Source organism: Sphingomonas sp. Leaf343, from assembly GCF_001423765.1.
Taxonomy (GTDB): Bacteria; Pseudomonadota; Alphaproteobacteria; order Sphingomonadales; family Sphingomonadaceae; genus Sphingomonas.
Window position 1 is genome coordinate 147,799 of the sequence record NZ_LMPG01000011.1, and the last position, 12,790, is coordinate 160,588.

The following is a 12,790-nucleotide window of genomic DNA, read 5'->3' on the forward strand; positions in this document are numbered from 1 at the left end:
AAGCCAACATAGATCAACGATCAGGGCTTCAGCGCCCAGCGCATCACCTGTCCGATCCCCGCCGCTCCCCATCGCGCTCCGATGCCGGCCCGCGCCTGCGCGGGCGCATCCCAGCCATGAAGCCGCTTCGCCCATACCGGCAAAAGATCGACAGAAGCTTTTAACATCAATGCGTTGGCCGGTCCACCAACCATCTCCCCCGTCGGCTGGTCGAGCAGGCGCCGGGCGACATCGCGCGTCCGGTGATCGACCCTCAGCGCAGGCCGCATCGCCTCCAGATAGCGCGACAGCGTCGCACGGCTGGTCGGCACGTTTTCTGCACCCAGCCTATGGGCAATTTGCGCCATTTCGAAAATATAGGCGTCCTGACGCGCCATCGGCATCGCCGGATCGCGATACGCCAGATGCGCGCGGAGGAAACAGTCCACCTCCGCCGCATGCACCCATGTCAGCAACGCCGGATCGTCCGCGGCATAGGGCGTGCCGTCCGGCAGTGTCCCGACGACCCTCGCGTGGATGCGCCGCACCCGCCCGATCGCGGCGTGCGCCGCCTCGGTCGACCCATAGGTGGTGACGGTGACGAACTGCGCCGTCCGCTTCAGCCGCCCGGCCATTCCGCGCCGGAAATCGCTGTGGTCCCAAACCCCCGCCAGCGCGCCGGGATGCAGCATCTGCATCAAAAGCGACGCGGTGCCGCCGATCAACATGCTCGGGAAATCGCCGTGCACCGCCCATGTCGCCGATCCCGGCCCGAACAGCCCGTCATCGCCGTCCGGCCGCGTCAGATCGATCTCGGTCGATCCGACCATGCCGCGCATCCGGTCGCCGATCGCGGTCCTGACCTGATCCGTCAGCGCCACGCCGCCGCCATCGTCAGCACCCCGCCCCACGCCGCGATCTCGTCGTCATGCCGGACGTGGATCGTCAGCGCGCAGGCATCGTCCTCCCCGATCGTGACCTCGCCCGTCCATTCCACGGTCGCATTACCCGACAGCGTCACCATCGCATCCTCGTTCGCGATCGCGCGCACCAGCCCGCCCCGGTTGAACACCGTCACGACCGTGTCCCAGCCGATCCGGCCGGTCAGCCCGGCGGCATAGGTCGATGCCGCCATCGCGCTGCCGCAACTGTTCGTCAGGCCGACGCCCCGCTCGAACGTCCGCACGAACAGACTGTCGTCGCGCACCATCACGAAACTGACGTTCGCCCGCCGCGGCAGCCACGCCGGGGCGGCCTCGCACCGTCGGCCGATCGCCGACAGTTCCGCATCGTCGATCGCATCGACGAAGGCGACCAGATGCGGGTTCGGGATCGCCACCGCCGTGAACCGCCGCTCGCTTTCCAGCATCGGCACCACCTGTTCCACCACGCGCGACAGATCGCCCAGCGGCCATGCCGCCGCATCGAGGGAGGCCGGGCCGGCGCGCTCCGACACGGTATAGACGCCCGGCGCCAGATCGGCGTCGCGTTCCACCCACGCGGTCGATCCGTTCAGCTGCACACCGCCCTGCGCGATCCCCAGCCGCTCGAACCCCAGCCGCGCGACGCAGCGCAGGCCGTTCAGGCACGTCTCCGCCTCCGATCCGTCGACGTTGAACATCCGGAACCCGATCGGCCGCTCGTCCGTGCCGTCAGTCATCAGCAACAGGCCGTCGCCGCCCACCGGCCCCGCCCGGTCCGCCAGCACCCGCGCGATCCGCGCCCAGCCCGCGTCCGGGCCCCCGTCCGGCTCCCCGCCCGGGATCGTCATCCCCCGCGCGTCGATCATCGGGAAATCATTGCCGGAGCCATGGCATTTGGTGATCGCGAACTTCATGCCCGTTATTTAGGGGCGCTGGCACGCGGATGAAAGTTCAGCCGATCCGGTAATGGCCCGCCAGCCGGTCCAGCGCCAGCGTCAGCACCAGCCGCCCCGATCGCGTCGGCCAGCCCAGTTCCTTTTCCGCCGCCGGCAACGCCTCCCCCGCGCACACCACCCGCCACAGGATATCGCACAGCCCCGGCCCGATGCCCGCGATCGCCTCGTCGAACCGCCGCTTGGCCGCGATCCGCGCGGTCGACGGGTCCAGCCCGTCGCCGCCGCCGCCGTCCACCCGCTCGCTCCAGCGCATCGTCGTCGCCGGAGCCATCGCCGCCCGCTCGTGATCCGCACGCAGCCGCTCGCCCGCCGCCAGTTGCCGCGCCGTCACCAGTCCGCGCGCCGCCAGCCACGATAGCGGCGATTCGGCGACGTTCACCGCCACCCGCCTGCCGCCGACCGTCCTCGCCGCCATCTCCCGCTGTAATTCCTGCATCGCCCGCTCCTCCGCTACGACATCGGCGTGACACGGACCGCGGCGTGTAGGACAGCGCCGGCCGTCATTTTGATGGACGCATGTCGGTTTTCAATTCGATTGACGGACAGCCTGTCCGGCGCGATGCGTTCGCGTGAAACTGGAGGGGGAATGACATGCCTGAAATGGACAGAGCCTGGAACAGCGTCCGCGACAAGTTGCCGGAGTTCATCAACCTGGCGCGCAAGTTCAGCGCGACAGATATCGTGCCGACCGCACAAGCCCTTATTCTTTCCGAACTTAGCCCGACATCCAGTGGCTGGTGCTTCGGTCTGTCGATGGCCTATGTCATCGGCATGGCAAAAGGGGAAACCCCGGCCTCGATCATCGCCAACGGCTATCAGGCGGCGGGACTCGCCAACGGACAGGCATCCCGGGTCGCGGTGAACGCACCGCCCGGCCTGAGCGATCTCGCCCAGCAGGCGCGCATTGGCCAATGGACCGGCAACGTCAAAAACTATCAAAGTCACCAGCATGCCGAATATCAGGTGTCGGACGATGTCGGCCCCGCGGGCCTCGTCACGACCCAATGGAACACCGAATATTCCGACGTCTTCCGCCGATTCGCGAAAGTCGCGAGGGGGCTGGTCGACATCGGCAATGGCTATGCGCTGGTCAATTCGCCCAACCACTCGATGGCGGCGGCGATCGGCCGGACGTTCAGCTTCTACGATCCCAATTTCGGGTCGGTGACCTTCGCGACGGCGCAGCAGTTCCAGGATTTCTTCACCGCCTGGTTCGACCGCGATTTCATCCAGAAGGCGTACAAGGGCACCGCCGGCGGTGCGAAGAACGGGCCGCCGGCCCGGTCGCTGGTGATAAAGCTCTGTGTCTTCCAGCCGCAGCGGCAGCGTTCCGGGGCCATGTCTGGTGGGCGCTGACGGGCTCGAACCGCCGACCCTCTCGGTGTAAACGAGATGCTCTACCAACTGAGCTAAGCGCCCCCGGCATGTCCGGGTGGACCAGTCTCCTATGCGATCGGCAGGCCGGCACGCCGGACCGCCGCCACATAGGCGTGCATCCCCTGCCGCGCTTTTTCGGACAATGCAACAAAGGCGCGGCGGCGGTCGCTCGGATCGGGCTGGCGGATCATCAGGCCGACATCGGTCAGCTTCCCGATCCAGCGCAGCGCCGTCGTCGGTGCCACCGCCGATGCGATGCACAGGCTCGACACCGACACGCGCTCCCCCTCCAGATGCGCGGCGTACAGGTCCAGCACCATGTCCCACGCCGGGTCCTCGAACAGCCCCTTGCCCAGGAACCCGTCGCGCAGCCGCCGCGCCCGGATCGTCTGCCGGACCAGTGCGGCATTGTCCGCCCGGTCGGCATGGCGCGCCTCCGCATCATCGGGCGCGATCGCGAAACGGCTGCGCCGGTCGGACACCTCGATGATCGAGTCGCGCGCGGCCGGCCGCCGGTCCACCCGATCGTGCCCCGAACCATAGGCGCTGCCCTCGCGCGTCAGTCGCGCCAGCAGGTCCGCGATCCGCGCCACCTCCTCGTTCAGGCGCGCGAGCGGCGATTCCTCGCCCTCGCGCACATGATCGCGCAGCACCGGGTCGCCCAGCCTTCCCGCCGCCGCCGCGACCGCCGCCAGCCGGTCGAACGCATCCGCCTCCACCAGCAGCGCCTGGTCGCGGGTCAGCAACTGCGCCGCAACCAGATCGATCTGCGCGGTGTCCAGCGCCACCACCACCGGCAGGCCCAGCGCCATCGCCACCGCGTCGATCCGCGGCAATGCGCCCAGCAGGATCGCCTCCGCCACGCCTTCGGCTTCGACCAGCAGCATCGGGCGGCCGGCATGACGGCCCAGCTCCAGCGGCAGGCTGGCCCAGTCGATCCGCGCCAGCAGCCGCCCGCCCAATCGCGCCACCGCCGCCTCGTACCCGCGATCGACCTCCCCGATCGTCAGCGCGGTGAACTTGGGCGGCGGCCCGCCCCACTCGCCGGTCCACTCGCCGGTCTGGTCGCTGGCCCGGCTCCGGGCCAGATCCTCTCCCACGGTCAGCCGATCGCCTTGACGATCTCTTCGACCATCTTCTTCGCGTCGGCCAGCAGCATCATCGTATTGTCCATATAGAACACGTCGTTGTCGACACCGGCATAGCCGACCCCGCCCATGCTGCGCTTGATGAACAGCACCGTCTTCGCCTTTTCCACGTCCAGCACCGGCATGCCGTAGATCGGCGACGTCCTGTCGGTCTTGGCGGCGGGATTGGTCACGTCGTTGGCACCGATCACGAACGCCACGTCGGTCTGCGCGAATTCGGAGTTGATGTCCTCCAGCTCGAACACCTCGTCATACGGCACGTTCGCCTCCGCCAGCAGCACGTTCATGTGCCCCGGCATCCGCCCCGCGACCGGATGGATCGCGTATTTCACGCGCACCCCGTGCTCCTTCAGCTTGTCGCCCATTTCGCGCAGCACGTGCTGCGCCTGCGCCACCGCCATGCCGTATCCGGGGACGATGATGACCTGCTCGGCCTGCTGCATCAGGAACGCCGCGTCCTCCGCGGATCCGCGCTTCCACGGGCGGTCGACCTTGTCGCCGCCGCCGCTCGTGTCCGCCACCGCGCCGAAGCCCCCGGCGATCACGCTGATGAAGCTGCGGTTCATCGCCCGGCACATGATATAGCTCAGGATCGCGCCGGACGATCCGACCAGCGCCCCGGTGATGATCATCGCCGTATTGCCCAGCGTGAACCCCATCGCCGCCGCCGCCCAGCCCGAATAGCTGTTCAGCATCGACACCACGACGGGCATGTCCGCGCCGCCGATCGGGATGATGAGCAGGAACCCGATCGCGAACGACAGCAGCGTCACGGTCCAGAACACCCACGGCGCCTGATCCTGCGTGAAATACATGACGAGCCCGACGATCGACCCCAGCACGCCCAGATTGAGCATGTGCCGCCCGGGCAACAGGATCGGCTTGCCGCCCATGTTGCCGTTCAGCTTCAGGAACGCGATGATCGACCCCGAAAACGTGATCGCACCGATCGCCACGCCCAGCCCCAGCTCGATGCGGCTGGCGGGGTGGATGACGGCGAACGGCTGGCCGATCATCGGCACCACCAGTTCGGCGATCCCGAACGCGGTCGGGTTCAGATACGCCGCCACGCCGACCAGCACCGCCGCCAGCCCGACCAGCGAGTGGAACGCCGCGACCAGTTGCGGCATCGCCGTCATCGCGATCCGCCGCGCGATGACGAAGCCGATCCCGCCGCCGACAGCGATCGCGGCGAGAATTTCCGGCAGGCTCGCGATCTCGTGCGTCACCAGCGTCGTGACGACGGCGATGCCCATGCCGATCATGCCCAGCCGGTTGCCCCGCTGGCTGGTCGCCGGGCTCGACAATCCCCTGAGCGCGAGGATGAAGCACACCCCCGCCGCCAGATAGGCGAGCGCCACCCACGGATTTACGGCGACTTCATGCACGGCGGCCCCCTTTCGCCCCCGTCACGCGGACGGACGCTCTTTTTTCTTGTACATCGCCAGCATCCGCGCGGTGACCGCGAAGCCGCCGAAGATATTGACGCTCGCCAGCACCACCGCCCCCAGCCCCAGCCACTTCGCCACCGGCGACCCGGCCGCCGCCGACGCGACCAGCGCGCCGACGATGATGACGGACGAGATGGCATTGGTCACCGCCATCAACGGCGTGTGCAACGCCGGCGTCACCGACCACACGACGTAATAGCCGACGAAACACGCCATGACGAAGATCGACAGGATCGCGATGAAGGTCATGCGTTCGCTCCCTTTCCGGCAGACCGATCAGCGCCGTCGCGACCGATGTTCATGCCGCCATACGACGCGGCGACGGGACCGGACGCCCCATTTCCTGCGCTGCCTCGATCCAGCATCCGATCGCATCGTACGCGTTGTCGAGCGCTTCCTGGGGTGTATCCCCGTCCGATCGACAACCCGGCAGTTCGGGAACGTACGCCATGAACCCACCGCCATCGCTGTCCGACAGCGGCATGATGTCGACCTCGTAATCCTGTGGCTTCATGTCTCGCTCTCCCGCACCGCATCGATGAACCGGACCAGCGCGCGGATATAGATCGGCTTGATCGGCCGGTGCGCGGGGATGGTCAGGATCTCGGCCATGCCTTGATGCTTCACCTTGTAATGTGATCCCTTGCGCGGAGGCGTGCAAGCCACACCCGATGCGGCGCAGACCGTAGCGACATCATCGATCCGCCAGTCGCGCGGGTTGGACCGCATCGCATCCAGCAACCTGTCCGGTCGGCTCATACGCGCGCGTCATGCCACATCCGTCAGTCTCGCATGCACCACCGCGCCGCCCTGCGTCAGGCGGATCGCGTCGCCGATCTCCGCGTCCAGCACCGGCCGCCCGGCCTCCTTGTCCCAGAAGGCGGACAGGAAATTGTACAGGTTGCGACTGAACAGCGCCGATGCGTCCGCCGCCAGCCGGCTCGGCACGTTGCGGTGGCCGACGATCCTGACGCCGTGGCGCACCACGACCTCGCCCGGCCGCGATCCCTCGACATTGCCGCCCTGCTCCACCGCCAGGTCGACGATCACGCTGCCCGGCCGCATCGTCGCGACCTGCGCGTCGGTAATCAGGCGCGGCGCGGCGCGGCCGGGGATCAGCGCGGTGGTGATGACGATGTCCTGCTTCGCGATATGGCCGGACACCAGTTCGGCCTGCGCGGCCTGATATTCCGGGCTCATCTCGCCGGCGTAACCGCCCGCGCCCTCGCCCTCGATGCCGGCGACCTTCTCGACGAAGATCGGCTTGGCGCCCAGCGACTGGATCTGCTCCTTCGTGGCCGAACGGACGTCGGTCGCCGACACCTGCGCACCCAGCCGCCGCGCGGTCGCGATCGCCTGAAGCCCCGCGACGCCGACCCCCATCACGAAGCATTTCGCCGCGCTGACCGTGCCCGCCGCGGTCATCATCATCGGAAATGCGCGGCCATATTCCGCCGCCGCGTCCAGCACCGCCTTGTACCCCGACAGGTTCGACTGCGACGACAATATGTCCATCGACTGCGCACGGGTGATGCGCGGCATCCACTCCATCGCCAGCGCTTCCAGCCCGGCCGCGGCATAGCCGTCGATCCGCGCGCGCTCCGCCACGGGGTTCAGCGCCGCGACCAGCCACGCGCCCGCCGCGGTCCCGGCCAGCGTCGACGCGTCCGGCCCCTGCACGCCCAGCACGATGTCCGCCCCCGCCAGCGTCGCCGCGCGATCGCCGATGCTCGCGCCCGCCTCGGCATAGGCGGCGTCGCCATATCCGGCGGCATCGCCGGCGCCGGCCTCGACCGCCACGGTCGCGCCCAGCGCGGCGAACTTCTTCGCGGTTTCGGGCGTCGCGGCGACGCGCTTTTCGCCGTCCGCAGTTTCGAGGAGGACGGCGATCTTCATGATTCGATCAGGCCGCGATCAGCCAGATGACGATCCCGACAACGATCGCGACGCCGACGGAACCCCACTTCATCATGCCGATCATCCGGTCGTAACTGGCGACATGTGCCTTCAAGTCGGTGTTCCCGGCCATAATTTCCTCTATCCCAGTTCCGAAAGGATGTTTGCTGCCCCGACACTAACCAGCCGATCCCTTACCCTCAAGCCCAACATTGCACGCCCGCATCGTCATCCGGACTTAAGCCGCCCTTTACCGGTGCCGCCTTATGCCCCGTCCCGAACGGGGACGGACGACACGCATGACGCGAAACGGGCAGCGATTGCTTCTCCTGATTGACGACGAACCGGCCCAGCGCCGGCTCGTGTCGGCCCTGGCCGCACGCGCGGGCTGGCGCTCGATCTTCGCCAGCGATGCGGAGATGGCGATCGCCACGCTCGGCACGCAGGACGGGATGCAGCTCGATGCGATCCTGATGGACCATTGGGGCACCGATGCGGATGCCGACGCGCTGCTCGGCGAGTTGCGTGCGCGGCGGCCGGCACTGCCGATCCTGGTGCTGACCGCCAACGGCTCGGTCGCGCATGCGGTGGCGGCGATGCGCGCCGGCGCGACCGACTTCCTCGTCAAGCCGCTGGCACCGGAACGGCTGCTCGCCGCGCTCGATACGGCGGTCGGCGGCAAGACGGCGGGCGAGTTGCGCCCGCTGACCGAGAAGATCCCGGCGCTGCTCGCATTCGACGAGATCGTCGGCTCCGCCCCCGATTTCCGCACCGCGCTGGCGATCGCCGCCAAGGCCGCCCGCGCCCGTGTCCCCGTCCTGCTGGAGGGCGAGAGCGGCGTCGGCAAGGAAGTCGTGGCGGAGGCGATCCACGCCGCCTCGCCGCGCGCGAAGAAGCCGCTGGTCGCGGTCAATTGCGGTGCGATCCCGGCCAATCTCGTGGAATCGGAGCTGTTCGGCCACGAGAAGGGCGCGTTCACCGGCGCGTTCGAACGCAAGATCGGCCGTTTTCAGGAAGCGGACGGCGGCACGCTGCTGCTCGACGAGGTCGGCGAGATGCCGCTGGAGGCGCAGGTCAAGCTGCTCCGCGTGCTCCAGACCGGCGAGGTGCAACCGCTCGGCAGCCGCCACCCGCGCGAGGTGGACGTGCGCGTCATCGCCGCCACCAACCGCCGCCTGCTCGACGAGGTGGAGGCGGGCCGCTTCCGCGAAGATCTCTACTACCGCCTCAACGTCGTGCAGGTGACGATCCCGCCCCTGCGCGAACGCACCGGCGACATTCCGGCGCTCGCCCGCCATCTGCTCGCGCGGATCGCCAAACAGCCCGGTCTGCGCCCGCTCGGCATCACCGACGATGCGCTGCAACTGCTCGGCGACTACGAATGGCCGGGCAATGTCCGCCAGCTCCAGAACGCCCTCTTCCGCGCCGCCATCCTGTGCGAGGGCGATGCGCTGACCGGGGCCGATTTCCCGCAGATCGCGGCGATGGGCCGGCGCGGCACCACGATGCGGACCGCGCCGGAGGGCGGCGGCGTCACGCTGTTCCGCCCCGATGGCCATATGCGCCCGCTGGAGGATATCGAGGCGGACGTCATCCGCCTCGCGATCGGCCATTATCGCGGCCGCATGACGGAGGTCGCGCGCCGTCTCGGCATCGGCCGCTCGACGCTGTACCGCAAGCTCGGCGAACTCGGGATCGACAACGCCGCCGCCTGATCGCGCCGCCGCCTGATGGACCCGCCGCCCTATTGCCCCGCGTCGGCGGGAACCGGGACCGGATCGGTGCTTTCTTCCGCCAAAGGGAGATTTCATATGATCCGGCCGATTGTCTGCGCGCTGTTGCTCGCCACCGTCGCGGCACCCGTCGCCGCCCAACAGACCCGCGCGATCTCCGCCTCCGACAAGCGTCAGGGGGCGCAGGCCAATCCGCAGCTCGTGACGGAGTTCGGCGGCGCGTATCGCGGCCCGCAGGCGGCCTATGTCGAACGCGTCGGCCGCCGCGTCGCGGTCCAGTCCGGCCTGTCGAACGCGACCGGCGATTTCACGATCACCATGCTCAACTCGCCGGTGGAGAACGCCTTCGCGATCCCCGGCGGCTATGTCTACGTCACGCGCCAGCTTCTCGCGCTGATGAATTCGGAGGCCGAACTCGCCTCCGTCCTCGGCCACGAGGTAGGCCACGTCGCCGCCCGCCATTCCGCCAGCCGCAACACCCGCTCGCAGATCGGCTCGATCGGGGCCGCCATCCTCGGCGCGGTCACCGGCAGCAACGCGATCGGCCAGCTCGCCGGCACCGGCGCGCAACTCTATACGCTCGGTTACGGCCGCAGTCAGGAATATCAGGCCGACGGCCTCGGCGTCCGCTACATCACCGCCGCCGGCTACGATCCCTATGCCGCCGCGTCGATGCTGACCCAGCTCGACGCGGAGACCACCCTGACCGCCCGCATCGCCGGGCGCGACGCGAAGGCCACGCCGGGCTGGGCCTCCACCCACCCCAACGGCGCGGACCGCATCGCCCGCGCGCGCAAGCTGGCGCAGGCCACCGGCCGTCCGGCCACCGCCGACACGCAGGACACCGCCTTCCTCCGCATGCTCGACGGCCTGCCCTATGACGACGATCCGGCTCAGGGCGTGATCGACGGCCAGACCTTCCGCCACCCCGAACTGCGCGTCCGTTTCGCCGCTCCGACCGGCTATACGATCGCCAACGGCACCGATGCGGTGACGATCGCCGGCAGCGGCGGTCAGGCGACGTTCCAGGGCAGCGAAGCCTCCAGCCCGGAGGCGGCGATCACCGCCCGCTTCCGCGCGCTCGGCGGCGACGTGCCGGAGGGCGCGGTGCAGACCGGCACCGCCAACGGCCTGTCCTATGCCTGGCGCACGATCCGCGCCGCCGCGAACAACCGCGCCGTCGACGCGACCGTCGTCGCCTATCGCTTTCCGGCCGCCGTCTACACCTTCACGCTGGTGACCCCCGGCGGCGCGGGCATCGGCCCGTTCCAGCCGCTGCTGAACAGCGTCGCCGCGCTGACCCCGGCACAGGCCGCGGCGATCAAGGGCAAGATCGTCCGGGTCGTCCCGGTCAAGGCCGGCGACACGATCGAATCGCTGGCGGCCCGCATGGCCTTCCCCGATTACCGCCGCGAACGCTTCCTGACGCTCAACGGCCTGTCCGCCGACGACCGGCTGGTCCCCGGCCGCCTCGTCAAGCTGGTCGTGACGGGCTGATCCCGCCGACCGGCACGCTCTCCGGTTGCCTCCCCCCGGGGGAGGCTCCCATCCGCAACAACGCCGATGACGCTCCCCGTCGCGGCGGCTATGACGGGGGGATGTCGCGTTCCCCGTCGTCCCCCGCCCTGTCGATCGTCATCCCCTGCTATAACGAGGCCGCCTGCCTCGACATCCTGCACGCCCGCGTCTCCGCCGCCGCGCGCGCCTCGGTCGGCGACGATTACGAGATCGTCCTCATCAACGACGGATCGCGGGACGACAGCTGGCCCGCGATGCAGCGCCTCAGCGCGACCGACCCGCGCCTCGTCGCGATCAACCTGTCGCGCAATCACGGCCACCAGCTGGCGCTGACCGCCGGGCTGGACCTGTGCGCCGGCCGACAGATCCTCATCATCGACGCCGATCTTCAGGACCCGCCCGAACTCCTCGCCGACATGCGCCGCATGATGGCCGATCTGGAGGCCGACGTGGTCTACGCCGTCCGCCGCAAGCGCGAGGGCGAGACGCTGTTCAAAAAGGCCACCGCCAAGCTCTTCTACCGCGTCCTCGACCGCGTCACCGACACCGACATCCCGCTCGACACCGGCGATTTCCGCCTCATGAGCCGCCGCGCGCTCGACGCCTTGCTGTCGCTGCCCGAACAGGCGCGCTTCATCCGCGGGATGGTCGCGTGGGTCGGCTTTCGTCAGGTGCCCTTCCCCTACGACCGCGCCGAGCGGCTGGCGGGGGAGACGCATTACCCGCTCGGCAAGATGATCCGCCTCGCCTTCGACGCGGTCACCGGCTTCTCGACCGCGCCCCTGCGCTGGGCCAGCCATGTCGGCCTCGCGCTGACCGGCGTGTCGCTGCTGCTGTTCGTCTATATCGCGGTCGGCTGGCTGTCGGGATCGGCGGTGCAGGGCTGGACCTCGACCATGCTCGTCACCGTCTTCCTCGGCGCGGTGCAGATGTTCGTGCTCGGCATGATCGGCGAGTATCTCGGCCGGCTCTACATCGAATCGAAGCGTCGCCCGCTCTACCTCGTCGCCGATGTCGCCGGCCCGGTCCGGGGCCGCGCCACCCTGGGCTTCACCGCCGCCCCTGCTCCCCTTCCCGTCGAATCAGGGCCTGGCGAGCGTGACGAGGGAGACGCCGGGCGGCATGGGCAAGCGACCGACCAGATGCCGCTCCAGCCGGAAAATGGCCTCGAACATCGTATTTAGCGGCTTGGCCGGCGGCGAATCGTCGCTGTCGTCGCGCCCCGTCATCCGCCCCGCGATCCGCGCCGCCGCCGCCAGCGGAAACAGCAGCGTGTTGAAATAGCCGAGCCTGTCCGGCTTCAGCCCGGCCCGCTCGATCGCCGTCTTCAGCGTCGTCTTCGAATAGCGGCGATGATGATGGTTCACCACGTCGTGCGCGCTCCACATCCACTGGTGCGCAGGCACCGCGATCAGGATCTTGCCCCCCGGCTTCAGCAGCGACTTCATCGCCGCCAGCGCCGCGACGTCGTCCTCGATATGCTCGACCACATCCAGCACCGCGACCAGATCGTACGCGCCCCGCTCCACGCCCGGCAGTTCCGGCAACGGCGCATCGCCGACCGGCCGCCCCAGCCGCTCGCTCGCGATCTCGCGCGCCGCCGGATCGATCTCGATCGCCTCGACCGAGCCGAACTTCGCCAGCATCGGCAGATTGTGCCCGGTGCCGCACCCGATCTCCAGAATCCGCGCGCCCGCCGGCACGTCGCCGTACCGCGTCAGGTAATCGGCCAGGATGTCGCGCCGCGCCCGGTACCACCAATGGGTGGAATCATGCGCCGCCATGCGGTCGTAGACTATGCGGTCCATA

The 12,790-nt window shown here is 68.9% G+C and carries 15 protein-coding genes and 1 tRNA gene; 4 read left to right on the plus strand and 12 right to left on the minus strand.

Translation table 11 applies throughout. The annotated features are described in order from the left end of the window. Positions 1-20 precede the first annotated feature (20 nt). The 3 genes from ASG07_RS08305 to ASG07_RS08315 are packed head-to-tail and all read right to left on the minus strand — an operon-like array spanning position 21 to position 2,294. Entirely contained in the window at positions 21-860 is an 840-nt protein-coding gene (locus tag ASG07_RS08305; RefSeq protein ID WP_236694604.1) for an oxygenase MpaB family protein, read from the minus strand. Next, the gene (gene dapF, locus ASG07_RS08310) at positions 851-1,816 is read right to left on the minus strand and encodes a diaminopimelate epimerase (RefSeq protein ID WP_055844343.1); all 966 of its coding nucleotides are present in this window, start codon (positions 1,814-1,816) and stop codon (positions 851-853) included. Before dapF ends, ASG07_RS08305 begins: the two co-directional genes overlap by 10 nt. A 37-nt stretch (positions 1,817-1,853) precedes the next feature. Next, complete coding sequence (locus tag ASG07_RS08315; protein ID WP_055844346.1) at positions 1,854-2,294, minus strand: DUF6456 domain-containing protein; 441 nt, start codon at positions 2,292-2,294, stop codon at positions 1,854-1,856. A gap of 164 nt (positions 2,295-2,458) precedes the next feature. Between ASG07_RS08315 and ASG07_RS16910 the strand changes: the two genes are divergently transcribed. Continuing rightward, complete coding sequence (locus tag ASG07_RS16910; RefSeq protein WP_168377326.1) at positions 2,459-3,214, plus strand: YopT-type cysteine protease domain-containing protein; 756 nt, start codon at positions 2,459-2,461, stop codon at positions 3,212-3,214. On the opposite strand, the gene ASG07_RS08325 is transcribed toward ASG07_RS16910, so the two are convergent. From ASG07_RS08325 to ASG07_RS17205, 8 genes are all read right to left on the minus strand, one after another. Further along, positions 3,202-3,277: transfer RNA gene (locus ASG07_RS08325), tRNA-Val, on the minus strand. The genes ASG07_RS16910 and ASG07_RS08325 overlap by 13 nt on opposite strands. Before the next feature lie 26 nt (positions 3,278-3,303). Beyond that, positions 3,304-4,335 carry a hypothetical protein gene (locus ASG07_RS08330; RefSeq protein ID WP_055844352.1) on the minus strand — a complete coding sequence of 344 codons (1,032 nt, stop codon included), beginning with the start codon at positions 4,333-4,335 and terminating at the stop codon, positions 3,304-3,306. A 2-nt stretch (positions 4,336-4,337) separates the two neighbouring features. Next, on the minus strand, positions 4,338-5,771 hold the full coding sequence (locus ASG07_RS08335; RefSeq protein ID WP_055844354.1) for an NAD(P)(+) transhydrogenase (Re/Si-specific) subunit beta: 1,434 nt from the start codon (positions 5,769-5,771) through the stop codon (positions 4,338-4,340). 21 nt (positions 5,772-5,792) lie between these two features. Next, positions 5,793-6,083 (minus strand): NAD(P) transhydrogenase subunit alpha, encoded by a 291-nt coding sequence (locus tag ASG07_RS08340; RefSeq protein ID WP_055844357.1) that lies wholly within the window; start codon positions 6,081-6,083, stop codon positions 5,793-5,795. Positions 6,084-6,132: 49 nt separating this feature from the next. Further along, a complete protein-coding gene (locus ASG07_RS08345) occupies positions 6,133-6,348 on the minus strand; it encodes a type II toxin-antitoxin system HicB family antitoxin (RefSeq protein ID WP_055844360.1) in 216 nt (71 codons plus the stop codon). After that, positions 6,345-6,593 (minus strand): type II toxin-antitoxin system HicA family toxin, encoded by a 249-nt coding sequence (locus ASG07_RS08350; protein WP_055844363.1) that lies wholly within the window; start codon positions 6,591-6,593, stop codon positions 6,345-6,347. Before ASG07_RS08350 ends, ASG07_RS08345 begins: the two co-directional genes overlap by 4 nt. A 9-nt stretch (positions 6,594-6,602) precedes the next feature. After that, a complete protein-coding gene (locus ASG07_RS08355; RefSeq protein WP_055844365.1) occupies positions 6,603-7,730 on the minus strand; it encodes an NAD(P) transhydrogenase subunit alpha in 1,128 nt (375 codons plus the stop codon). A 7-nt stretch (positions 7,731-7,737) separates the two neighbouring features. Then, complete coding sequence (locus tag ASG07_RS17205; protein WP_236694605.1) at positions 7,738-7,863, minus strand: aa3-type cytochrome c oxidase subunit IV; 126 nt, start codon at positions 7,861-7,863, stop codon at positions 7,738-7,740. Positions 7,864-8,029: 166 nt separating this feature from the next. On the opposite strand from ASG07_RS17205, the gene ASG07_RS08360 reads away from it, so the two are divergent. The 3 genes from ASG07_RS08360 (at position 8,030) to ASG07_RS08370 (ending at position 12,165) form a co-directional block, all read left to right on the plus strand. Beyond that, positions 8,030-9,445, plus strand: a complete 1,416-nt coding sequence (locus ASG07_RS08360) for a sigma-54-dependent transcriptional regulator (protein ID WP_055844368.1) — start codon at positions 8,030-8,032, stop codon at positions 9,443-9,445. Positions 9,446-9,541: 96 nt separating this feature from the next. Further along, positions 9,542-10,960, plus strand: a complete 1,419-nt coding sequence (locus ASG07_RS08365) for a M48 family metalloprotease (RefSeq protein ID WP_055844373.1) — start codon at positions 9,542-9,544, stop codon at positions 10,958-10,960. 101 nt (positions 10,961-11,061) lie between these two features. Further along, the gene (locus tag ASG07_RS08370) at positions 11,062-12,165 is read left to right on the plus strand and encodes a glycosyltransferase family 2 protein (protein ID WP_082474665.1); all 1,104 of its coding nucleotides are present in this window, start codon (positions 11,062-11,064) and stop codon (positions 12,163-12,165) included. Here the strand turns inward: ASG07_RS08370 and ASG07_RS16915 are convergent. Further along, positions 12,064-12,789, minus strand: a complete 726-nt coding sequence (locus ASG07_RS16915) for a class I SAM-dependent methyltransferase (RefSeq protein ID WP_082474667.1) — start codon at positions 12,787-12,789, stop codon at positions 12,064-12,066. The two genes, ASG07_RS08370 and ASG07_RS16915, sit on opposite strands and share 102 nt — an antisense overlap. Position 12,790: the final 1 nt, after the last annotated feature.